General features: G+C 31.2%; 24 protein-coding genes and 1 tRNA gene. 21 read left to right on the top strand and 4 right to left on the bottom strand.

Features of this window, described 5'->3' with window-relative positions; translation table 11 throughout:
• The first annotated feature begins 66 nt into the window (after positions 1-66).
• From ACFFLS_RS09930 to ACFFLS_RS09890, 9 genes are all read left to right on the top strand, one after another.
• Positions 67-1,116 (top strand): hypothetical protein, encoded by a 1,050-nt coding sequence (locus tag ACFFLS_RS09930; RefSeq protein WP_379685152.1) that lies wholly within the window; start codon positions 67-69, stop codon positions 1,114-1,116.
• Between the two features lie 47 nt (positions 1,117-1,163).
• Complete coding sequence (locus tag ACFFLS_RS09925; RefSeq protein WP_379685154.1) at positions 1,164-2,210, top strand: ankyrin repeat domain-containing protein; 1,047 nt, start codon at positions 1,164-1,166, stop codon at positions 2,208-2,210.
• Positions 2,207-2,926: a hypothetical protein gene (locus tag ACFFLS_RS09920; RefSeq protein WP_379685156.1), complete on the top strand. Its 720-nt coding sequence runs from the start codon at positions 2,207-2,209 to the stop codon at positions 2,924-2,926. The genes ACFFLS_RS09925 and ACFFLS_RS09920 overlap by 4 nt, the downstream gene beginning before the upstream one ends.
• A 139-nt stretch (positions 2,927-3,065) precedes the next feature.
• The gene (locus ACFFLS_RS09915) at positions 3,066-4,061 is read left to right on the top strand and encodes a hypothetical protein (RefSeq protein WP_379685158.1); all 996 of its coding nucleotides are present in this window, start codon (positions 3,066-3,068) and stop codon (positions 4,059-4,061) included.
• A 46-nt stretch (positions 4,062-4,107) separates the two neighbouring features.
• Positions 4,108-4,803 carry a hypothetical protein gene (locus ACFFLS_RS09910; RefSeq protein WP_379685160.1) on the top strand — a complete coding sequence of 232 codons (696 nt, stop codon included), beginning with the start codon at positions 4,108-4,110 and terminating at the stop codon, positions 4,801-4,803.
• Entirely contained in the window at positions 4,804-5,427 is a 624-nt protein-coding gene (locus tag ACFFLS_RS09905) for a hypothetical protein (protein WP_379685161.1), read from the top strand.
• A 164-nt stretch (positions 5,428-5,591) separates the two neighbouring features.
• The gene (locus tag ACFFLS_RS09900) at positions 5,592-5,843 is read left to right on the top strand and encodes a hypothetical protein (RefSeq protein WP_379685163.1); all 252 of its coding nucleotides are present in this window, start codon (positions 5,592-5,594) and stop codon (positions 5,841-5,843) included.
• Positions 5,844-5,856: 13 nt separating this feature from the next.
• Entirely contained in the window at positions 5,857-6,597 is a 741-nt protein-coding gene (locus ACFFLS_RS09895) for a DUF3667 domain-containing protein (protein WP_379685165.1), read from the top strand.
• 287 nt (positions 6,598-6,884) lie between these two features.
• The gene (locus ACFFLS_RS09890) at positions 6,885-7,628 is read left to right on the top strand and encodes a hypothetical protein (protein ID WP_379685167.1); all 744 of its coding nucleotides are present in this window, start codon (positions 6,885-6,887) and stop codon (positions 7,626-7,628) included.
• A 67-nt stretch (positions 7,629-7,695) separates the two neighbouring features.
• Here the strand turns inward: ACFFLS_RS09890 and ACFFLS_RS09885 are convergent, their stop codons facing one another.
• Positions 7,696-8,787, bottom strand: coding sequence for a Ppx/GppA phosphatase family protein (locus tag ACFFLS_RS09885; RefSeq protein ID WP_379685168.1), 1,092 nt, complete (start codon positions 8,785-8,787; stop codon positions 7,696-7,698).
• 247 nt (positions 8,788-9,034) lie between these two features.
• Between ACFFLS_RS09885 and ACFFLS_RS09880 the strand changes: the two genes are divergently transcribed.
• Entirely contained in the window at positions 9,035-9,646 is a 612-nt protein-coding gene (locus tag ACFFLS_RS09880) for a hypothetical protein (protein WP_379685170.1), read from the top strand.
• A 1-nt stretch (position 9,647) separates the two neighbouring features.
• On the opposite strand, the gene ACFFLS_RS09875 is transcribed toward ACFFLS_RS09880, so the two are convergent.
• The gene (locus tag ACFFLS_RS09875; RefSeq protein ID WP_379685172.1) at positions 9,648-11,171 is read right to left on the bottom strand and encodes a hypothetical protein; all 1,524 of its coding nucleotides are present in this window, start codon (positions 11,169-11,171) and stop codon (positions 9,648-9,650) included.
• A 130-nt stretch (positions 11,172-11,301) separates the two neighbouring features.
• Between ACFFLS_RS09875 and yiaA the strand changes: the two genes are divergently transcribed.
• Positions 11,302-11,769: an inner membrane protein YiaA gene (gene yiaA, locus ACFFLS_RS09870; protein ID WP_379685174.1), complete on the top strand. Its 468-nt coding sequence runs from the start codon at positions 11,302-11,304 to the stop codon at positions 11,767-11,769.
• 72 nt (positions 11,770-11,841) lie between these two features.
• Entirely contained in the window at positions 11,842-12,159 is a 318-nt protein-coding gene (locus ACFFLS_RS09865) for a hypothetical protein (RefSeq protein WP_379685176.1), read from the top strand.
• 42 nt (positions 12,160-12,201) lie between these two features.
• Here ACFFLS_RS09865 and ACFFLS_RS09860 read toward each other — a convergent pair.
• Positions 12,202-12,273, bottom strand: a tRNA-Glu gene (locus ACFFLS_RS09860).
• Between the two features lie 563 nt (positions 12,274-12,836).
• Between ACFFLS_RS09860 and ACFFLS_RS09855 the strand changes: the two genes are divergently transcribed.
• The 6 genes from ACFFLS_RS09855 (at position 12,837) to ACFFLS_RS09830 (ending at position 19,744) form a co-directional block, all read left to right on the top strand.
• Positions 12,837-13,613 (top strand): hypothetical protein, encoded by a 777-nt coding sequence (locus tag ACFFLS_RS09855; protein WP_379689337.1) that lies wholly within the window; start codon positions 12,837-12,839, stop codon positions 13,611-13,613.
• Positions 13,614-13,801: 188 nt separating this feature from the next.
• Positions 13,802-14,599, top strand: coding sequence for a hypothetical protein (locus ACFFLS_RS09850; RefSeq protein ID WP_379685180.1), 798 nt, complete (start codon positions 13,802-13,804; stop codon positions 14,597-14,599).
• A gap of 186 nt (positions 14,600-14,785) precedes the next feature.
• A complete protein-coding gene (locus tag ACFFLS_RS09845) occupies positions 14,786-16,798 on the top strand; it encodes a M13 family metallopeptidase (RefSeq protein ID WP_379685181.1) in 2,013 nt (670 codons plus the stop codon).
• Between the two features lie 280 nt (positions 16,799-17,078).
• Positions 17,079-18,224 carry a helix-turn-helix domain-containing protein gene (locus tag ACFFLS_RS09840; protein WP_379685183.1) on the top strand — a complete coding sequence of 382 codons (1,146 nt, stop codon included), beginning with the start codon at positions 17,079-17,081 and terminating at the stop codon, positions 18,222-18,224.
• A 90-nt stretch (positions 18,225-18,314) separates the two neighbouring features.
• Complete coding sequence (locus tag ACFFLS_RS09835; protein WP_379685185.1) at positions 18,315-19,040, top strand: hypothetical protein; 726 nt, start codon at positions 18,315-18,317, stop codon at positions 19,038-19,040.
• 2 nt (positions 19,041-19,042) lie between these two features.
• A complete protein-coding gene (locus ACFFLS_RS09830) occupies positions 19,043-19,744 on the top strand; it encodes a M23 family metallopeptidase (protein WP_379685186.1) in 702 nt (233 codons plus the stop codon).
• A 175-nt stretch (positions 19,745-19,919) separates the two neighbouring features.
• On the opposite strand, the gene ACFFLS_RS09825 is transcribed toward ACFFLS_RS09830, so the two are convergent.
• Positions 19,920-20,456 (bottom strand): DUF3575 domain-containing protein, encoded by a 537-nt coding sequence (locus ACFFLS_RS09825; RefSeq protein ID WP_379685187.1) that lies wholly within the window; start codon positions 20,454-20,456, stop codon positions 19,920-19,922.
• Between the two features lie 633 nt (positions 20,457-21,089).
• On the opposite strand from ACFFLS_RS09825, the gene ACFFLS_RS09820 reads away from it, so the two are divergent.
• The 3 genes from ACFFLS_RS09820 (at position 21,090) to ACFFLS_RS09810 (ending at position 23,519) form a co-directional block, all read left to right on the top strand.
• Positions 21,090-21,593 (top strand): hypothetical protein, encoded by a 504-nt coding sequence (locus ACFFLS_RS09820; RefSeq protein WP_379685189.1) that lies wholly within the window; start codon positions 21,090-21,092, stop codon positions 21,591-21,593.
• Positions 21,594-22,004: 411 nt separating this feature from the next.
• Positions 22,005-22,541, top strand: coding sequence for a hypothetical protein (locus ACFFLS_RS09815; protein WP_379685191.1), 537 nt, complete (start codon positions 22,005-22,007; stop codon positions 22,539-22,541).
• A 195-nt stretch (positions 22,542-22,736) separates the two neighbouring features.
• Positions 22,737-23,519 carry a hypothetical protein gene (locus ACFFLS_RS09810; protein WP_379685193.1) on the top strand — a complete coding sequence of 261 codons (783 nt, stop codon included), beginning with the start codon at positions 22,737-22,739 and terminating at the stop codon, positions 23,517-23,519.
• The last annotated feature ends 254 nt before the right edge of the window (positions 23,520-23,773 follow it).

Below are 23,773 nucleotides of genomic sequence, written 5' to 3'. Positions count from 1 at the left end.
TTTTGTAGTAGTTAAAAATGTTGGAATCTGATTTATAAATGTATTTTAGTAAAAAATAAATAACTGTTGAAAAAAATAATCCTGATAGTAATAATCTGCTTCTTTTCCTGCCAAAACAAAGAAACAAAAGAGCCCAAAACGGCACTAAAAACACAAGAAGAAAAAGGAGAATATTTTAGCCCTTACAACAAAAAAGAAAGTGCTGTTTTAAAATACAAAACAGATACGCTGAATTTATACTACGACGGAAATCAGCTAAATAGAGTAGAGAAAGTTTTTTTTAGTGAAAGTTTTGGAGGAGATGGAACTTCAAGATATGAAAGAGTTGGTTATCATATTAATAAAGAAAACTTTTTGGATGCGAATGTTTATATTACTGACACTTTAAAAGTGAAGGTCGTTTCTGATTATCCAATAAGGTATGAAGAACGCTATAATTTTTATAGAAAGAATTACACATTCAATTATATGTCTTATGATGGCAAAAAAATAAGCAACTACTTTAAAAGTTCTGAAAATCCATCAAAAGGATATACTTATGATCTTTTGAATTTAGATATTTTATTGAGCAAGGTCAGTTTTCCTATCGAAAGAATACCTAAATCATTGTATAACATACAAAACAATGATTACGAATTATATGCCGGGCAAGATTCTTTAAAAATATACGAGCCAAGTAATACGAATAATTATAAAATAATTTCATCGGGTACTCCATTTAAATATTTGAGAGATATAAAAGTGGTTAAGCAAGGTGTCGGTTTAAAATATTTTGCGAAAGTTTCTCTAGCAGAAGGGATAAAATACATCGATCTTAAAGAAATTGAAGGCATTCAGGTTACTGATCCTAATAAGGACGAAGATCGGTTTGTAGTAGCACCAAAAGGACTAGAGTTGTATGATAGTAATAACGAAGATAATTTTGGGAACAAAGACTTTTTGATATCTGTGATTCCAAAAGGAGGCAGGGTTCAATTGATATCAGATTCTCCCAATTATTTTTATATAAAGGGTAAAAAAGGCAGTTTGGTAAATGTTAGATATGACGATCAAGAAGGTGAAAGTTTCGAAGGAATGGTATTTAGCGGTTATTTGTCTATAAATAAGCCTATTTAATACTTAAAGAAATTAAAACATCCATTAAAATGCAACCCAACTTAACCATGAATAAAATTAAAACCCTACTATTAGTTTCTTTTGCTGTATTTATTTCTTGTAATAAAAAAGCAGATGAAAAAAAGCCTGCAACTAAAAGTCAAGTACAATCCAATAACGCAAAAAATAGCATTGAGAACGACATTAAAAAAGCAATAGAATCAAATGATGAATCTTTCGTTACGTTTATCGATACCACAAAAAACATTAATAAATACTATCAATTCGAAGATGTTGATACTTACACTATTTTAGGATATTGCTGTAAGTTTGGAAGGTATGATTTTGTAGAAAAAATAATTCAAAGAAAAGCCGATTTATCGATGGCAAAAGAAGATGAATACTATCAGTATGACGCTTTATATATTGCAATCGAAAATCAAAATGAGAAAATAGTTGATCTTCTTCTAGAAAAGAAAGTTGATGTAAATCGTACTTATACAGAAAGTGGTATTACACCACTGTCTTTGGCTTGTCAATATTCAAATTTTCATATAATTGAGACATTGATTAATCATAAGGCAAATGTTGATGGTACTTATAATCGTGAAACTGACATGGCTTCAATCCCAATATTAGAGGCTGTTATGAGCAAAAACAAAGAAGCAGTTAAGCTTTTAGTAGAAAAAGGGGCTAATATTAATCAAATTGATTTAGAAGGTGTTTCGGCATTAGGATATGCCAAAACCCATAATCAGGAACTACACAAGCTGCTGCTATCAACAATAAAACCTATTTCAGACAAATTTCAAGGTAAGTTTACAGTAGATACTGATGGGGAGTATACCAATAATGGACAAGGACATACGACTTATAATTTTACCATTTCTCAAGACAAAATCAATCTAGAATATGTAGCTTTCAGAGGAGATTTTGTATGCGAAGGAGCTCATATCGGTATTGAGAAAAATGATATTTTAGAAGTGTATTATGACGGACAAGATGATCGTTGCAGAAAATATTTGATAAAAAAAGAACAGAATAATTATTTCATAAAAGGTGTTGGGGGAGAAGGAATAATCCATGAATGGGTGAAACTGGAAAAAGAATTATGAAAAAAGTATTAGCAATTATTGTAATTTTTACTCTGGTTTCTTGTAAAAAAGAAAAAGAAAGCTACAAAATAAACAACATTGACTACATAACGAAAACAGACAGCGTCAACATTCAGGTAGTAAATAAGGATACATTGAAATTTTATTATTTGAAAAATAAATTAAGATCTGTTACAATCAATGATTTTGTTGAACCTGAATATGATACCGTTAAAGATGATCCGTTTTATTTTAAAACGATTTATTTTATAAATGAAAACAATGAATTTAACGCTGTCTTAATCGAATTAAACAATGTTAAACTTATTAGGGATTTCAAACAAAATGCTGAATTTGAGTTCCATGGCGACGTATGGCAAAACAGAGGCACTCTCGAAGATTATTTTTACGACAGCGAATTGCTAAATCTGGACATTGCTCTGACAAAAATCAATAATTATGATTTTCCGAAATCGGTATTGAATACTTCTAACGGAAATTCATTAGATTTGGTAATCAATCAAAATAAAGAAATTGTACTTTATGATGTCAATAGCTTGAAAATCATAAAAAACAAGATTTACAATAAATTTCCATTCGTATATCTAAGAGATATTAAAGTGATTAAGGAAGGAAAAGAAAATCGTATTCTTGCCAAAATCAAAGATAGAGGTGATGAGGTAACATATTACATTAATTTAAAGGACATTGCTGTAGATGTCATTCCAGCAGATTAATAGCAAAAAAGGCATATACTAAAACTGCGTAAAGAGATTTACGCAGTTTTTTTATTAGTAGGAAATGCAAAGAATTATGTTATTTTCGTACAAAAAAGTCATGTTGAAGAGTTTTCTAAAATGTATTTTAATTTCTGTGATGATAATTTCTTGTAGAAACAAGGATTCAGCAACGGAAATTGCTACTATGCCAGGAGTTGCAGCAAATCTTAAGGGATTGGATTTGTTTTCTACAGAAGATTTATCTTCAGGAAAAACAGCACATTTAAATTATGCATCAAAAATCGAAATCATTTCAATCGACACTCTTGCAGACATTTCTAAAATACGGTTTAAAAACCAAGAATTATATGCATCAGCGGAAGATATAGAAATGCTTTCGAAAGAAGAAAATGATAAAAGCTATTTTACAAAAGATTGTTACTGCCTTCTCGGAATTGAAGAAGTCAGAACCATAAATTTTCCCACAAAATTTGACACCGTTCATTTTTATACAAAAAACAATAAAATAAGACTGATTAAGCAAATAGCGGGATTTCATCCAAGTTATGAAGTCTACAAAATGCATGATGTCGAAATCAGTAGAGAAGATTCTAAAGTTTCGGTTCCTAATTTGTATTATTATTCGGTAATAAATAAAAACAACTTTTTTACGGGTAATTCTTTTATCGAAAATAATAAACCTTACTTGGAATGCTATAATAAAAAAACAACTTATGAGGTTACAACGAACTCAAGCAAATTGTTAAAATATTATGTTCCAGAAGGATTTAATTACGCGATACATTTGTTTAACACCGATCTTCTGTATGCAAAAATCGACAGCAGTAATTTTGTGAAACCATTAGAAAACTTCAATTATAAAAACGAGAGAATTTATATCGAACAAAGCGATTTGTATTTAGAAAAAGCCACCTTTGTTAAAATATATAATCCTGAAAGTTTTAAACCGATTGCATACCATCAAGATGCATTAAGTTTCAATTATCTTAGAGAAATTAAGATTGTTCAAAAAGACGGAAAGAAAAGATATTTTGCTAAAATTAATGTTTCAAGAGACGATCACTGGGGTATAGCTGGAGAATATTATATTGATTTAAAAGAGATAGCCGTATTTGCTTCTGTGCAAGATTAGTAATTTGTTTCTTTCGTGATACTTTTAAATCTCAAAAATGATAAATATGAAGTTGTTAAAAACTATAGGTTTGGTCTTTTTATTTGTGTTTTCAATTAGCAGTTGTAAAAATAATGACCAGCCCAAAGCAACTAAAGAAACTCCTAAAGCTGTAATTAAAGATAAAATGGTAGTTGCCGAAGACACAATAGTTAATGATTATCCGACAGCGCCCGTTGATTTTTTAGAAGAAAAATATAAAAAGAACGGTTTTGTTCTTCCCGATGGTTTGGGGCCGTCTCCGACAATTCCAGGTTATACTTTTTTTGATAAAAATTTAGGAGGATTTTCTATTTGTTACATAGGAAAATCAAAGTTGATTCAGGATTATTGGAGCGTCTCAAATTCGGAAGGTTTTTTTGGGCAATTTGAGAATATAGATCAAGCGATGTATGATTTAAAAGATATAAGTAATAAAGTAAGTCAGGTTTTAAAGAATAAACCAAATGATTATTACATTATTGCCGATTTTTTGCCTAAAGAAGCAATTGCAAAATATTATAACGACGAATCGGGAGAATTTGATTTAAAAGACAATGCCTGCACATACTTTTATATTTATGAAAATAACAAGTGGGTTTTTATCAAAAAACTCTTGACTAATACGATTACCGATCCAGGACTTTCACTTTATAATGATTTGCTTCTGTTTCATAAATCAAAAAAAGAGAAGCTTATTTCAGACAAATCAAATTTAAGATAAATGAAAAAAATCAAGATTCTAATTTGGCTCCTTTCTTTAACATTGATTGCTTGTCAGGAACAAAAAAAGCCAATTGAAAAAGCAAAACCTTCAAAAGAAGAAAAAGAAATTCCGACAGCCCAACATGACGATTTAAATGATTTCGTTGGACAATATGAGTACAAACACATTGATAATCCGGATGAAAATCTTCTATTGGTTTTGAAAAAGACAAATCCGAATGATATTCCAGGTTTTGAAGGATTTTCGTGGGAAGAGAAAAATGAAAAAGGAGAAAATGTTGAGGTAACTTTAACTGGACTTCTGTATGGCAATTCAGATTTGTTTGACGAAGCGAGAGAAGGATATTATCCGGGATTTTTTGTTATAGCTGTTCAAGCTGAGCCTTTTGAAGATTACGCATTAAAAATAAGTATTCGTTTAGAGCCTTCAGATGTTTTAGAAAAACCAGTTAGGCCTCCTTTAAAAACAACTCAGGAAGCGTTGAAAAAAGGAAATAAAGCTTGGCAAGTAACAGATTTAAAAATCTTTACCGATTTAATTTTAGAAATAAAGAGTCCTAATGAACTGCTGTTAAAATCTGATTCGGGTCAGGATGATAAACTATTTAGAAAGATAAAATAGTTTTATCCTTTTTTAAAACAATTAGAAAAGACCATTTTTATAAATGGTCTTTTTTTTGCAAAAAATATAGTAGTCATAAAAAAATGACTGCTTGTGAGACACGATTAATTAATTGATTTTTGTTTGCTGTAAATCAAACCAGTTTATAACTTAAATCTTTTCTCATGAAAAAAACATTACCCGAATTAGCTATAGCAGAATTAGATAGAAGAAAAAAACTACTTACCGGAATTTTAATTGGCGGCATTGTTTTATGGCTGTTTTTGATTGGAGCAGTATTTTTTCTTTTAATAAGTAAATCGAAAAATATTACTGCTGGATTTGTTCCAATTTTGGCTTTTCCCGTCGTATTTATGCCGCTTTTTATTTATATGAGTCAGTTGAGCGCTGAAATCAAATCTAGAACAAACAATTAAAAAGAGTAGCATCATGACTAATGAATACTGCTTAAACTGCGAACAAAAAATCGCTGAAAATTTCTGTTCAAACTGCGGACAAAGTACCCATACACATCGTTATTCTTTACAACATTTTTTCGTTCACGATTTTATCCACGGAATTTTTCATTTTGATAGTGGCTTTTTCTACACCATAAAAGAGCTTTTTACTAGGCCAGGACATAGCATAAGAGAGTTTATTCAAGGAAAAAGAGTAAAGCATTTTAATTTTTTCGCAACCGTAATTATCTTGTTGACCATAAACTATTTTTTGTCCAAATGGACTAAAACAGAATTGACGGAAGTGTTTAATAAAGAAAGCGTTTCGGGACTTTCTAAAGTGATAAAAGGATATTCTAAGTTTGCGACTTTTCTTGTGATTCCTATTAACGCTTTGCTTAGTTTTTTCATTTTTAGAAAAAGCCAGCAGAATTACACAGAAAATTTGGTGCTTAATATCTATTTGCTATCCGGAATTATAAGCTTTCGTGCGTTTCTCTATCTTACGATGATTGCAACAAATGATGTTGAGGTCATAAGAACGATAAATTTGATAGTCGTCTTTTTGATTTTTGCTTACACAGCGATTTTCTTTTACCAATATTTTTCAGTTTACAGCTCCAATCGTGTGGTTTTGATATTGAGGGTTTTGCTGATTTCGGTGTTGTTTATCATTATAAAACAAGGAATGAATAATTTGATTAACGAAATCGGAATCAGGTATTTGCATTAAGTACTTATCTAAAACAATAAAAGCAGATTGGTTTTTAGCAAAAAAATCTAATTTAATCTGCTAAAATCTTGTAAAATCTGCGTGAAATACTTTTTGTACATCGATTTTTTTTTTCACGCAGATTTATACAGATGAAAGCAGATGTACACAGATTTAAATCTCAACTGCGAGTAGAGCTAAAAAAAAATACCTAACGAGTTGGTTATTTATTCTTACAGAAATGGATTCAATAGATTTTTGATTAATTTTAGCATCCTAATTAGCCATACTCAAATCTAACAGCCTTTATGAAAATTACTTTTAAAATTGTACTACTGTCTTTTTTGTTTTTCTCTTGTAAAGAAACGCCAGAAAAACGGAATCAAAAAACAACAAAAAAAGCTGAGATTCAACAGAAACAAGATTTAGCAGATAATAACCCCGAAAGTCAAGATTCTGATAGAGATTTCAGAATAAAATTTCCCGATTTAACTCTTTTTCTGAAAGATATTGACATGAGTTGCCGTGAGGAATACAATGAAATAGCCAAGAGCTACGAAGCCACACAGGACACTATTTTCTTTGACCTTTTTGCTGGTGATTGGATGAATGACAAATCGTTTAAAATTGAACAACCTCAAGTTGGAGAAATAGAATTTTATGGAAAGTATGAAATGAGAATTGGAATAAATACAGAAAGAGAAATAGAAGTCCCTTTTTGTGTTTTGGAAGATTGGAAGAAATACACTTCAGAATGGGTGAAAATTGACGTTGATCAGGATGATTTAAGATTTCCGATTACAGATATATTAGAAAATCATTCAAAAATGCCCAAGAATCCGATACCTTATACTCTTGACGAATTAAAAGCTGCCGTAAACAAACATTGTGGAGCTGATTGGTATGATGAAATTAAGAATGTTCAAACTATTGATAAAGTTCCAGTTGATTTTTTTGAATATCGATACATTTATAAAATAAAGACAAAAAACATCAAAACCAATAAAGTAATTGAAAAATACCTTGTTTTTTATACTCCGACAAGTTGTTAAGAATTTATTCTAAACAAAAAAGCTTCAGATGTTCTCTGAAGCTTTTTTGTTTGTTTTCTATCGATAATTAGAAATTAGTATTTACTTTTTTAGAACGATCTGCAATGTGCGAAATCAACCAAGTAACCTGTCCTTCTTTTACAAAGTAAACTTTCTTTGATGCTAAGTTCGGAATGCCTTCTAAAAGAGAAAGCAAGATGCTGTTTGCCGAAATAAGGTATTTCTGGTCGTAAGTGCTTAAAACTCTTGCAGCTTCTTTGTTGTTTTTTGCAAGCGAATTGTACTTGCTGAAATTGTTTTTAAGAATCGCATCGTAGTTGATAACATCTTCCAGAGTTAAAGTCACATAATGCTCTTTAACATTTTCGTTGTAATACAAAGTCGAAAATGCCCATACAGCTCCTCCTGATAAATAGATTTTGTCTTTTTTCGCTAAAAGCGGATTAGAGTCTAGCATTTCTTTGATCTTCTTACGCAAGATTTCATTGTAATTAAAAGACTTTTCTTGAAAAGTTGACATATCATTAACCTGACTCTGATTTACAACCGTTTTCTGTACAGCATCGGTAAGGGTCATTGTTCCAAAATCAAGTTCAAGCGGAATAAATTCAAGCTTATTGTCTGGCTCATCTATATAGCCCCCTTTGGTAGTTTGTGCGCCAATATCAAGCAAAAGAGCACTAGCGTAATCAACTGGCGGAATAGCGCCTTTTACCAATATTTTAGCTTCTTCGTCAACATTCATAACTTCAAAGCTTTTGTTGGTAAGTGTTGTAATTCTGTTTCTCAAAGCGTCAATATTTCGTGCAGATGCAAAAACAGGAGCAGCAACGATAATGATATTTTCTTCAAGAATCTTGAATTCTTCTCTAATTCTCTTTAGCTGGTCTACAACTACAGCGCTGATTTTGTTGATGTCTTCCTGAGGCAGTTCACCTTTAGCGGCTATATGCTCAGCAAAGTTAATCCTGTCTGTAGCAAAAGAAAGAATTTTGTAGTCTGCTTTTTTGATATTATTTACGTCTATAACAGAAATTTTAATGGCTCTTCGCCCGATTTCGATTCCAGCATAAACACTTTTTTGAGAAAACGAATTAATGGAAAAAATTAAATTTAAAAGAATAAAAATTAGAACTTGGGGTTTGTTTTTTTTAAGCATTATTTTTAATTGTGGTATTAATAAAATTTGATAAGCCTTAAAACGGTCATTATCAATTTAAAGTATGTGAAGTGAAAAATTAAATTTGAGTGTGCAAATTTAGCAAAACATAATAGGAATATGAAATCGGATGCCCTGAAAATCGGGTTATTAAATCATTAAATCGTCCTAAAAAAAATATTTGCTTTCTTTGTGGTTTGTAAGAAATTATGAAATTTAACAGCACGCATAAATAATATTAAACGAAATGAATAAAACTGTTGTGATACTTCTAATGTTTTGTTTCATAGGTTGTGATAATCAAAAAACAATTAATCCTGAGGAAATCAGTAAAAAAACTTCAGAAAAGTTCGATTTGGCACTTTTCAACAGCAATAAAAAAGGCAATTTGTACGAATATTTGCTTGGAGATACCATTGTTAGGCTGTATGCGGAAGACAATTTTTACAAAAAAGAACTAAGTTTTGACAATTACGCTTTCAAAAGTGTTCTTGTTTACAGCAAAACCACCAATATGCTGGTCAGCGATTTTTTTTATTTCTATGGAATGCCAATTGGAATTTGGAAAACCTATGATGAAAACGGCAATTTAGTAAATGAGAAAAATAATGATGAAGGATTTGATTTTGCTGTAAAAGATTTGATCGGAATGTTTAAAAAAGAGCTTCAGATAGATTTAATTAACGATGACAATTACAAATCATTAGTTGTAAACAGATTCTCCGACACGACTTTCTATGTTCTAAAGAATTGTCATTATTTAATAGAAATAGCCACTGTAGAAGGCATAAGAACCATAAAAGTCGATGGGAATGATGGAGCCGTTTTAAATGATGAAACAGTTTTTGCTGAAGAATAATCTATTGTATTGAATCTGAGAAAGGAAAATAAGTCTGTAAAAGATTTAAGGTTGTTTCGTAGAGAGGCTTTTGTCTTGATTCTGCAAGCAGCCAAGCCAAAAAGCTCATGATTAAAATATCCTTCGGACCGTTTTGTGCTGTAATTATAAAATCTTCTATTGCTATTTGGAATTTTAGCGTTTGTACAATTTCAGGTTTCATTGCGTATTGCTCTACAAATGAGAGGTATTGTACAACACGTTCCTCATTTACCGTTAGAAGGTATTTTTTGTAACGTCTTTTAAAACTTTTTATTCGAGACAAAGCCAGTTCTGTATTTTCCTGCTGTACATTTAGTAAAATTTCGACAAGACATTTTTTTATAGTCCAGTCCATGCTCATTTTTTTTTCGTACCAGCTGTCTGTGTGGTTTAGTTTTGCCATTTCTTTTGTGGCATTGCGTGCGGCATCTTGCTGTATGTAAAAAACAATAAGCATAAGACGAATGTCATTGCTGTCTCCTGCATCTGATTTTTTATTTGAGTTTAAAGTTTTTTCGGTGATTTCTATTGCTTTTTGAGGATTTCCAAGATAATTTTCATTGAAAGCCAACAGTAAAAGATACCTCAAACAGAAACGCTGATAGTATTTTCCGGACTGTTTCTGCATTTCTGAAGCCATCGAGTTTAGATAAACTAACGACTCCGTAAACGCCCCATTTCGAAAGTAAAAATTGGCTATAAAATAAAGTATGTAGATGTGGTAATATAAATGTTTGTCGGTCAGATCGGCTTTCTTGCTTATAAACCGATAGCTTTTGACCACAAAAGGCTGTATCGCCGAATAATTGTTGTTTATAGAAGCATATTCATTGGCAATAAATAATATTTGATAGAGCGATTTAAAGGTTAGGCCCTGTTTTAATGATATTCCGTGCGTTTCAATAGTATTTTTGATAAGCGCTTGAAAATCGACTATTCGGCCTTCATGATAAATTGCCGTAAGTTCACGGCGCAGAACTGCATAACCCAGATTCAGCTGTTCTTCGTATTCGAGCTGTTTTTTATTGGTCTTGAACTTTTGAATTATTTTTTCAATGGGTTGAGACAGATTAAAATGAGCAAATTGTATCTGAGTCCTGTATATTTCGTTGAGAAGGCTAAAATGCTCGATTCCAATCGCAATCTCTTCGGCTTTTGCCAGGCATTTAAAAGCGGTCTTTTCAAGTTTATGTTCAAAAAATAAACGGCTCACGACGATAAGTCGAAGTATTGCATTTTCTTGAGAAGTATCGTTTTCAAAACTTCGATTAGCCATGAAGCCAATCAGGTTATCGTAAAGTCTTTTTCTAAGCGCATGATACGCATCTGCACTTTTTTTGTCTTTTTTGTTATTATTTTTCTGTTTTATATCGTCAGTTTCTAAAGAATTGAATAATGCTATATTGCCAACGTCTTTACGCTTGTTTTTTTTAGACAAATACTGTATAAATGCTTTTTTATCATTTTCGTTCATTATGTTGGATAATTCGTGAAGTGCATTCATAAAGGATCTTTTTAGTAAAGTAAAAATAGTAAAATTGATATTTATATCGTCAGTTTTTTGAATAAATTGATTTTGACAGCTCCTGTTTCATTCTGACATTTGTCTCATAATTCTAAAAACATAAAAAATTATGGAACCGCTAAAATCAAATGAATCAAACAACAATTCAGAATCAAAAAATGCAAGATTTAATACTGCATATCCTTTAAAGCCAAGTGCCGCTTTCGTTGGTGCTTCTTGGATGACGTTGATCATCGGGATGACTTCCTATTGTATCGGTCTTTATAATTCAGGAATGGCTTATAACGAAAAAGGATATTATTTTACAATTCTTCTTTTTGGTTTATTCTCTGTCATATCAGTACAAAAAAGCGTTAGAGATAAGTTAGAAGGAATACCCGTAACCGATTTATATTACAGCATAAGTTGGTTTAGTACAATTGCTTCTATAGTATTGCTGATAATTGGTCTATGGAATGCCGATTTGCTCTTAAGCGAAAAAGGCTTCTTCGGAATGTCATTTGTCTTAGGATTGTTTTCTGCTTTGGCTGTGCAAAAAAACACCCGAGACCTTAAGCAATTTGAATCTGCAGTATAATTTTTAGCGGGCCTCATTACTGTCACAAAATTGTGCAGTTTTGAGGTTTTCTAACATCTAATTCGAATGATTATGAAATCTAAATACAAATCGTTTATTTATAGTATTGGCTTGTTGTTTTTTGCAACTGGTGTTTTGAATATGAGTTGGTGGATTTATGTATGTACGAAGTACACCAATTTTGAAGAGACCAAGACGGCTTATCTTAACCTGTTTCCCGAATTTCTGCAAAATGCTTTTCTGTTAACTGTAATTACAATATTTCAGTTTGCAATAGCCACATTTATCTTTTTTAAATCTAAAGAAGCTGGCTATTTAAAAAAGGCGTCCCAAATTTTGATGGTGATTTCGTCGATTTTCTGCGGATGGAATATTTTTTCTTTAATGTAGAATCAAAAAAAAGCTTCAGATTACTCTGAAGCTTTGTGTTTGTAGTCCGTGGGGGAATCGAACCCCCCTTACCAGGATGAAAACCTGGCGTCCTAACCGATAGACGAACGGACCTGCTTTGTTATTGCGGGTGCAAAAGTGCAATTATTTTTGGAATACACAAAGGAATTTAGAAAAAACTTTTTTAGAATTTCTTAAGAAAAAGCATTTTAGGCAATGATTGTTGGAGTGTAAAATGAGTTGTTGATGTTGTATTTGTTTGATTAATAAATGATTGTTTTGTCTTTAAAGAATGGTTGAAGTGATTTTTTATTGCGTGATAATTTTTTAGAAAAAGTAAAGATTTTTTTATTTTGAAAGAATATTCTTTTAAAGTGATTGCGTTTTTTAAAGTTTCATTCGGAATGTTTTTTCTAAAAACTCTTTTTAATAAACGAAAAAAGCTCCAAATTTCTCTGAAGTTTATTTTTTGTCTCATCATAAAATAAGAGTAAAAAGGTAGAAACACGATAATGATAACAACCAACTAAAGCTGAATAAGCCTAAGAATACTGATTAAAGAAGCATAGTAATCGGGAATTTTGTAAATTCCCACTACAATTTCAAAATAAATAGAAAGATTAAGCGTAGTGGCGTAGGCACAACAACAACAACAACAACAACAACAACAACAAATTATGAAGATATTTTTTTTTATATTTTTATGTATAACTTTAACTTCATGCAGGTTTGAAAGTAAACCGAAAGGGTCGTTTTTCGAGTTTGTTTCGCAATCTGATACAACTTGTTTGAACGACATAGCTAAAGCAAAAAAAGATTTAGAAAAAGGAAAGTTGACTTACTGTAATTATTCGGGAAATATTATTAATAGGTATTTACGCTATGAAAAAGAATTAATTGAAATTCTTAAAGAAAATAATATTGATTTTAGAAATGAAGGTTCTTCTTGTATTGTCTATGAAAATCAGACAGAACATTGTTATTGTGAGTTAATGGAAGAAAAAATCAATCACAAATATGGAGAGAAGTTTATAGATTCATTGTTGAATATTGCAGATCAAAAATACGTAAGCAAACATATTAATGATACCATGTATTATGCTCAATGTGATACAAGACCAAATTATCCAAATGACAAAGAAGATAGCGCTGATGAATATAGTGAAGTAATGCAAAAGGAAATTGATAATGCAATTATTTACCCTAAAGGGTATGTAAAAAAATTAAATTCTGATGTATCTGCTTTTGTTAATGTTTCATTCTATGTAGATAAACATGGAAGTGCCAAAATCACTTACTTTGGGTTTGTTTTTGATAATAAATCAAATCATAAATTTGAAAAGTATTTTGAAAGAGAATTGAATAAAATTATCAAGACAACAGGATGGAAACCAGCCAAAATAAGAAACCAAAACGTAAACTCTGATATGGTAATGAGATATTGGTTTGAATAAAAATGACTTTGTATTTGAAGTGTGTTGCAAATCAGAAAATTGAACTTAATGATGTTGACATTGAAAAGGCTCTTGTAAAGAAAAAAGAATTACTATTTAATTGTTATTTTGCAAAAAGATAAAAGCAAAAATTAAGTTTATTAAAAATACAAGTCAGCTATAGTCGCTAGACGTTAACATCCAATTTTATGAAGACAATATTACTACAGATTGCATTTCTACTCTTAACGGTTTCGTCTTTTGCACAGACTCAACTTTTAAAGGACTATGATTTTAATAAGAAAGGATATTATATTCTCGGGACTTTTTCTGAAAGCGATGAAAATTCGCTAAGAGACAGTATAGGCGAATTTTATACAGATGACATTGCTGTATTAAACAGGTTTAAAAAGGATTGGGTATTTAAAAAACCAGGAAAAAAGTATGCTTGTGGATATCATTACGATATTTTAGTTTGCAGGCAGGGGGAAATTCTGGAATCATTTTTAATTAACTTGAAATGTAAAGAAATTGTAACAGACAAAGATTACTTTTATTTTGACTCTAATTTATTAAGGCAATTTTATGGAAAACTAAAAAAGCCATATGGCGAAAATCATTCTTTCACGACAATTCAGGAGGCAAGACAATTCAGAGAAAGTATACTCAATGACACGACACTAATAATGGCGCCTAGACCAATTTGGGCAGCATATGAGGGCAGTTTTAGGTTTACCTACAAATGCAAAGAAGGAACAAAAGATTGCTTAGACGAAGACGGGAAAATTTTCAAATCAATTGAAAAGGAGATTAAGAAAAAATATCCAAACGAAAAGTTCATTTTGAGAAATGTAGGCGGCTCCTGGACTACAATTGAACTTGAAATTACGTGTAATAAATCACTTTCTGACAACTTTTATTTATATTATAGAGACAAAGATTATTTTGGAGAATGGAAACCGTTTGATTTAGTACTAAGAACATACTGGACAAAGAAGAGAGAGTAAGGCAACTGTATTTCTGTTCCCATAAATTACTTCAGATTTCTCTGAAACCATTATTATTCCTACAAGGAAATTAGAATTAAAAATTGAATTCGTATATTGTTATGCTGAAAATTATGGCACAACATAAATTTTAAGTCTTTTGTTTTCAAACGTTTTAGGTTCATTTTAATAGAAAAAGTCTAGCTTATGAAAAATTCATTAATGCTCTTTATTGCATTTTTAACTTTTACAGCATGCTCAAAGCATCAAGAAAAAAAAAGTGTTGTCATCACAGGAATCGATTCCACATTGCGGCCTGGAAATGATTTTTTTAAATATGTAAATGGTAAATGGTACGATTCTGTATCAATACCTGCATCTCAAAGTGGAGTGGGTGCTTATATGTTTATGAATTTCCCACAAAGAATACGCCTGCAAGGAATATTAGACAGTATTTCTAAAAGCAAAAATACAGCAGGAAGCATAGCGCAAAAAGTAGGTGATTTTTACGCTTCAGGTATGGATACTGTAACCATTGACAAACGCGGTTATGAGCCTATCAAGCCTTTATTGGCTAAAATTGATGCAATTAATGACTTACCTTCTTTAATGAATTTCGTTGGCAATGAAATGAAGGTAGAGAATTCTTCTATTATAGGTTTTGGAGTGTGGCCTGATGATAAAAACAGCAGTATGAACATTGCTCACATTTCTCAAACAGGTATAGGTTTGCCAGACAGAGATTATTATTTTAAATCAGATCCATCTACTGTGGGTATACAGCAATCGTACAAAAAATATCTTGCCACATTGTTTCAACTAACAGGAAGTAATGCCAATGAAGCTAAAAAGAATGCTGATTTGGTTTACGATATAGATAAACAACTAGCGGCTTCGCATAAAACAAAAGTTGACCTTAGAGATGTACAGGCAAATTATAATAAAATGGCTGTGACAAATCTTGTAAAAAGACATCCCAATATTGGATGGAATACTTTATTGAATAATTTAGGCGCAAAAACAGATTCTATTAATGTCAGCCAGCCAGCCTATTATGATGCGCTGAATAAGCTTTTAAAGACCATTCCTGTTAACGATTGGAAAGTTTACCTGAAAGCAAATTCTTTAGAAAGATATGCAGATGATTTAAGCAAACCTTTTGTAGATGCCTTATTTGCTTATACGAAAGTGCTTTCTGGTCAAGCGGTTCAAAAATCGCGTGGCGAAAAAATGGCGAATGTAGTAGATACTTATTTAGGCGAAGCGTTGGGCGAATTGTACGTAAAGAAATATTTTCCAGAAGATGCCAAAAAACGCATGCTGACGCTGGTGAATAATCTGCAAATAGCATATGCCAAAAGAATTGATAAGTTGGAATGGATGAGCAATATTACCAAGCAAAAAGCGAAAGAAAAATTGGCTGCAATGACTAAGAAAATTGGATATCCAGATAAATGGAGAGATTATAGCAGTGTAAACATAGCTAGGAATACCTATTTTGAGAATATAGTTTCGGCCTCTGCAGCTTCCTATCAATTTGAATTAGCAAAATTGAATAAGCCAGTCGATAAATCACATTGGTATACTACGGTTCCAACTGTTACGGCATACAATAATCCTACAGCAAATGAAATTGTTTTTCCTGCAGGTATTTTGCAAGCTCCCTATTTTGACAATAATGCAGATGATGCCCTTAATTATGGCGGTATTGGAATGGTGATAGGCCACGAAATAACGCATACTTTTGATGATCAGGGCGCTCAATATGATAAGAATGGAAACTTGAAAAACTGGTGGACAAAAGAGGATTATGCACAATTTAAGTCAAGAATACAGCAGGTTATCGATTTGTACAGCACTTATACCGTTTTAGGCGACCTGCATATTAACGGTGCGATGACAGTTGGCGAAAATACGGCAGATATTGCCGGAATAGCAGTTGCTTATGATGCTTTTAAAATGACCCAACAAGGGCAAGGAAACGAAAAAATCGACGGTTTTACTCCAGACCAACGCTTCTTTATTTCGATAGCCAAAATATGGAGAGTAAAAATGAAAGACGAGTTTCTGCGTTTATGGATTAACAATAATCCGCATTCTCCACCAAATTGGCGTGTGAATGGCCCTCTAATGAATACAACACCTTTTTACGATGCATTTAATGTGAAAACTGGAGATAAAATGTTCTTGCCGAAGAAAGACAGGATAACGATTTGGTAGTGTTCTCCAAAGTGTTTTTATAAAAAGCTGCGCAAATTTCTTATTGAACTTTGCGCATTTTTTTGTTTTTTAGAATTTTAAAAAAAAGCTTGAGATTTCTACAGAATTAAAGCATGATAATTTGTAATTCAGATCGTATTAATTGTCTTTTCATTTAGTTTTAATTGTAATTACTTTAACAGTAAATAAAATGAATTAAGTATAGTTTCGTCAAATAAAATATAGGTAATAACCTAAAGAAAACAAAAGAAAAGACGTAACTAAATAATTACTATATAGATTGATCTTTACAATATTTTTTAACACAGCAATTTTTCAAGGAATAGTTCTTGGAGCAATTATTTTAAAATCACCATTATTTAAAAGCAATGCAAACAAATATTTGGCTTATGCAATATTTACTCTGTCTCTTCTTATTGCAAATCTTGTTTTTGAAATAGTTGATCTTTACAGCAGTATGCCTTTTCTGCATTTTCTTGATGATGTAGAATGGGCATTTATTTTTCCGGTTTTTGTTTTTATGTTTGTTATACATCAGGTAAACCACCCCATTAGGAATTCCAAAAAAAATCTATGGTTGTATATTCCGTTTCTCTATTCGGCCATTTCAAATGTCTTTTATGATTGTGATGCTGTTGCGCACATTTTTACAATTCCGACTTTCCTTAAAATCATTTTAGAAACTTTAAGAAATTTTGATTTTTACATTATTCTGATATTTATGCCCTTTATGGCTGTCTACACTTTCAGGTTCATTAAATTTTCAAAAGATAAGCAGGAAAAGAAATGGATTACTTTTTTATGGTTTTTGGTTTATTTGCTGATGCTTTCCTGGATAATGGCTATTTTGATAGCGCTGTTTTTTGAATATGATGTTTCCTATGTTATGCAGATTCTTGCTTTGTTTGCTACTTTTTTAATTCATTGTACAGCTTATTATGGTGTGTTCAGATATAGACTAGCTGATAATAAAGCGGGAATTGAAGAATTATTGAATAAAAAGATTTTGTTAGTTGATGAAGCATCTATCGAAGAAGTGATTCTTAATAAAGAAAATGATACAAATGCTTTGGAACTCTTTACGAAAGACAATCCTTATTTTAAGAGGTTGGAACTTCTTTGTAAAGAACATCAGATTTATACAGACAGTAATCTAAACAGAGAAAAAGTAGCAGAACAGTTAGGGATAAGTCCTGGATATGTTTCGCAACTCATTAATGCGATTACAGGAGACAACTTTGCCAATTACATAAATAACTATCGGGTAGAAGCCGTAAAAAAAATGATTCTCGATTCGGACTATGAAAATTACAGTTTGCTCGCCATAGGTTTAGAATCGGGCTTTACCTCAAAGACAACCTTTCATGCCGCTTTCAAAAAATCGACTGGAATGACACCGAACAGCTTTCGTAATAGCGCTAAATAAGTTCGGATTTCTTCATTTTTGAGGTTTTCGGACTTTGCCGTTTTTTATTTGATATAGGTTTGCTGTTATAAATCAACTTAATCATTTTATATGAAATTAAATCGGCTCCTGTTTACTACTGCAGTTTTATCTGCGGTATCGGTTCAATCACAAACTACTGAAAAAAAGAATCAATTAGAGTTCTCGGTCGGACATAATTTTGGATTTTTAAAAAATCTCGAATTTGCTCCCGTGGCAATGTATGAGTATAATGGGCCAGTGTATAAACTAGACTATACACGAACGAGTAAAAATAAAAATCTATTTGAAGTTGAACTAGATTATCTTAATGCAGAATTAAAAACGGACGTATCACCCAGATTGAATAATGAATATACGAAAGCAGGAATGGGATTTTCCTATCTCAAAAAGATTTATCGCGACGATAGACTTGCTCTAAATTTAGGATTGCAATCGCAGACCAATGTATCGATTTACACTAATAAAAATTTAACTTATAATGATGGAGATTATTTTACTGTTCATCAAGAGTTTGGAATTGCAAGTAAGCTGAGTTATCAATTAAGTGAAAAACAATATTTAGCATCAAAAGTTTTCATTCCTATTGCGCTGTTTAGAGTTACCAGTGCTGCAGCTAAATTTTATGCCTTAGATAACTATCAAAGTGTGTTATGGGATTTGGAATATGGTTACAAACTTTCAAAATATATGGACGTAAAGGCAAAGTATAATTTTAATTACTCCAGACTTCAGGCGCCAGCTGCTTATCGAGAATTACAACATCAACTTAATCTAGGAATTAACTACAAATTTTAATTATGAAAATTATCAAATTTACAATTTACACTTTTATTGTTGTGGCGGTTTTTTCATTAACATCATGTGCAGATATGTTGATTGGTGATGAAGGTAAGTACGACGAAGATATTTATCTGAATTACAAAACAAAAACAGTACTGGAACTGCCTTTTGATGACGAATGGTACATAACCGCGGGAGGAAAATCATTAGAAGAAAATCACCATTTTGCGCCTCATCGTCATCAAAGATATGCGCTCGATATCGTTCAAGTAATAAACAGAAGAGGGAATACAGGAGACGGAACCAAAAATGAAGATTATTATTGTTTTGGTAAACGCTTAAATGCGCCAGGAGACGGAAAAATAGTAACCGTTGTAAACAATATAGAAGACAATGTTCCTGGAATACTCAATGAAAAACAGGCCTGGGGAAACTATATAGTTATTGACCATTTAAATGGAGAGTATTCCTGTATGGTGCATTTTAAGAAGAATTCTATAATAGTGGCAGTTGGCGACAATGTAGTACGCGGCCAAATGGTAGGTCAGGCGGGAAACAGCGGTAACTCTACGGGACCGCATTTGCATTATCATTTGCAGACAACGGCATCTCGTTCAACTGGTGTTGGGCTTCCTATGCAATTCATAAACTACTATGCCGATGATGTTTTTACAGAGAGAGGAGAGCCAATTACGTCTCAAATAATTAGGAAAAATTAAAAAAAAACCTGATAAATTAAATTTATCAGGTTTTCTGCTTTTCTCTGTAGTGGTAAGCATTCAAATATTTAACCAGATTATATCGGATTTTTATGAAGTTGCCTCAATATTTGAATTCTCTTTTGAATTTAATGATAAACTTTATTAATATTTATATTTCTTTCTCTCCAGTTTGTTAAAACCTATATCCCGCAATCAATCCAAATGTTTGCACATTCGTATGATCTGTTTTCTTTACATCGAATAATAGCCCTCCATAAGCAAGATGTGCTTCAAAAAGAAATCCGCTTTTACTGACCCATTTCCAGCCTCCGCCTCCGCCTAGAGCAAAAAGAATAACATCTGGGTTTTCAGTGTAAATTGAATGATCTTCAGAAGCATATATTTTTTTGCCATCAATAGAAGTTAGCATTCCAAATCCTTCCACAAACCAACCTGATGCCTTTTTTTTGCCAAAATATCTTCTGTAATAGGGAGAAATGGAATAATTCATATCTTCATTTGATTTTTCATCATATACATATAAACCTGTAACGCCTATAGATGATTTATTGGTTAGAATTCTTTCATAAGTAGCCTCGAAAGTTCCAATTAAGGGCATTACTAAATTTAATTTTAATTCGTTTTTCTTCTGATTTGGTTCGCTTTCATTTTGAGCATTGACAGAATAAAAGGCAAGTAAAATGATAAGCAGTACATGGTTTTTTTTCATAAAAAAATGATTTGAATTATTTAGTCCAAAATTCAGTCAAGAAAAATTAGAAAAGGTTCCAAAAGCTTAATAATGGATAAAATAGGACTTATTTATGCGAGTTTTTAAATTCGTTTGGTATAAAACTAGTGACTTTTTTAAAGGCTTTATAAGAAAGTCGTTTTAGAAGTACAAGCAGAATCTGCTCCTTGAAGAATTTTGCGAATAGCTGTGCTAATGTCTCAGACTTCGCACCAGCAATCCAAATCAAACATTGTTTTTGAAAATCTTATATAACAAAAGCTTCAGAGAAATCTGAAGCTTTTACTTAGTAGCGGGAAGCATTCAAATATCTAACCAGTTTATTGAGGATTATATTATGATTATTGCACTTGCATCCTAAATATATTGAAAACTCTTTTGAAGATAATTTTCAATTCTTGTCTTTGTTAGCAAAGGAATAATAGGACTAAATTTAATCTATTAAGATCTGTTTTAGAAGCACGGATTACAAATCTACATGATTGGTTACGTATATCCATGAGAAATTAAATTTTTTAGTGCACAAAAATACTGCGTACTAAAGAGGTATCTTTGATTAAATAAATAGCAAAATAGATAATTGCTGATTCTAATCAAAACAAAGCTCCAGTTATGAAAAAAAATGCTACAAAAATACCAGCCAACAACAATGAAATTAATTTATATTGTTTTGTTGGAGAAGCTGTATTCAAAGTCCAAATGGTTGAACAAGCGTTGAGTTATTCAATTACTCTTAAAATGAATCCCACAGAAACAAAAGAGCGAGCGGATGAATTTTTACAACAAAACCAAAGTTATACTCTAGGCAAGGCTATTAAAATTGGAATTAAAGAGGAACTATATAGTTTGTTATTGCAAGATGAACTAAAAGCTTTTTTACAACAAAGGAATTGGTTGGTTCACAAAACTATCATTGGAAACGAAGAAGATTTCAATGCTGGAAACATAAAAGAGGAATTGCTTAATAAAATTAAAGATATTTCAGACAAAGCTGAAAGTATTCTACATGCAATAGAATATGATTTGATAGAGTTTTGTTCTTCTAAAGGAAAAGATATGTCAGAAACTCTAGCATTATTAAATTTACAAGAACAAGGAATAAGAATTCGAAAGTAGCATTTAAGAACCCGTTCCTTTAGCGCAATTGTCACGTTCGTGACGTTCGTGAATAAGACGAGATGTTCAAAAGGTAAGTAAGTAAAAAAAGCTTCAATCTCTATGGAGCTTCGTCTTAGTTGGTGGAAGCATTCAATTACCTAACCAGATTATTGAAGATTATATAATATTTTAAAATGTGCATATTGATTTTTTCTTCTGGTTTTGTTTGCATAACCCCTCACGTAATTGGTAAAGATCATCAATCAAATTAAAAGTCTTTTTGATAATTTGTAGTAAAAAAAGATATAGATTTGAAAGTAATGTGTGAATTTAGCACACATATCTTCCAAATTTAAATTGCTTTGTGTGATTTTGTCACACATATAAACTAGTTGTATGCTATTTTAAATCACATTAACGCTAAAGAATATGAAGTTAAAAGTTGTAATATTTTTTATTTTGATTATTCTGAATTCTTGTTCAAAAAACAAAAAACCTTCAGAGTTAAAATCTAATTTAAAAATAGACACTTCAAGAGTTTCAATAATTAAATACGATTCTGCTAATCTTGATTGCAAAATGGTATTCAAAACTGGGACAAATTCATATCTAAACAAAGAAGATTTAGATAAGATAGAGTTTGCAATTGATAAGATTATCGAAAAACAAAATCCCATCCAAATTGAAAAGTTCAAAGAAATTTCAAAAAGACATCCAGAAGAAAATTATAAAAAAGAAGATTTCATACTTAAAAAGACAGAATATATTAGACGCTATCTTGTTATCAAAAATATTAAAGGTGAAAAAGAAATTTATGTAGCTTTAGTTTGTGATGAAATTGCTAAGTATTCCGATTTCAGAAAAACACTAAAACAAGGTCATGGTGGAGGATCTTGTTTGTTTTCGTTCAAGTTAAACTTTGACACCAACGAATATTACGACATTCAATTTAATGCAGAAGCTTAAAAAAAAACAGTATACAACACACGCTACAAGCAAGCTGGGCAATTGGCTTAATTTGAAGATGGTCTTGTATTTGAAAAATAGTTTTTAACCGAAAGTTTAGACTTTCTTAATTCCAGCTTGCGTGTAGCGCGAGGACGTTATTTGGTAGTTTACCTCAGAATCAACTAAAAATCATTAAATTAAAATATAAAGTATATGAATTTTAATATTTATCATTCACCAAAACTAAATATTCAATTAACATTAATAGCCCAAACAATTATTCTAAAAACCGAAGAAATTGATAAGATACTAGACAAATATTATGGAACTGTAAATCCTCAAATTATTGATGAAAGTAAGTTTTTTAATGAAATTATACTAGAAACTAGTAAAGAAAAGCTTGATGAGTATTTTAGTATTGGAAGAGATGTTTATGATCAACTTTTAGAACCAATCAAAAAATTCTTAGAAGACGCTTCACTTGCTTTAAGTATGTACGAAAATACAAAAGAGTTTAATTCTAAAATAACTCTAGAAGATATTAAAAATAGAAAACCAATTGACGAAATACCTTTAGATCAATTTCAAAGGCTTCTATTTATATATGCTCATTCTTTTCTAGATGCAATAGTCAAAATTGCCAATACTATTTTTGTAATGACTAAACAGAATAAAACACCTTTTATTCCTGATGATGTTAGAGAAAAATTAATTATTCTTAAAGATGAATTTGACAATGAATTCCCTCACATAATAGATATAAGGCATTCTTGGCAACATATAGAAGATAGAATGAGAGGGAAAGGGCAAAATGAAAAAAATATTGAAAGTCTAATGTTAGTTTTATCAACTTTATACAATGATAATCTAACATATACAATTTCTGATGGAACACAACATCATATAACAATTAATTTAGATACTTTTAAAAGAGCGGAATATTATGTACAACAGACATTTGATAGTTTTAAATGGGTTAAAGGGAGAAATAGATAAAAAAATCCGATTGCTCCGATATGTAGACAACGCGCAGATTTGTAATCATAAGTGTTCGAAACATGAAATTAGCGGAAAATTTGAAACGTATTTTCACAAGAATTGATTCTTTTGCATAAAAAAACAAATCAAATTCTGTCTCTTTAATTCTGTTTTAAAATCAAAAAATTAGGTTTCGAACACTTATGATTTGTAATCTGTGCCCCAAGCAAGGAGAATCACAAAAAGGGTAAAAATGAAAAAGCTTCAGAGAA

Source organism: Flavobacterium procerum, from assembly GCF_042431625.1.
Classification (GTDB): Bacteria; Bacteroidota; Bacteroidia; order Flavobacteriales; family Flavobacteriaceae; genus Flavobacterium; species Flavobacterium procerum.
The sequence above is the reverse complement of the archived record's forward strand: the minus strand, read 5'-3'. Positions and strand labels throughout refer to the sequence as shown.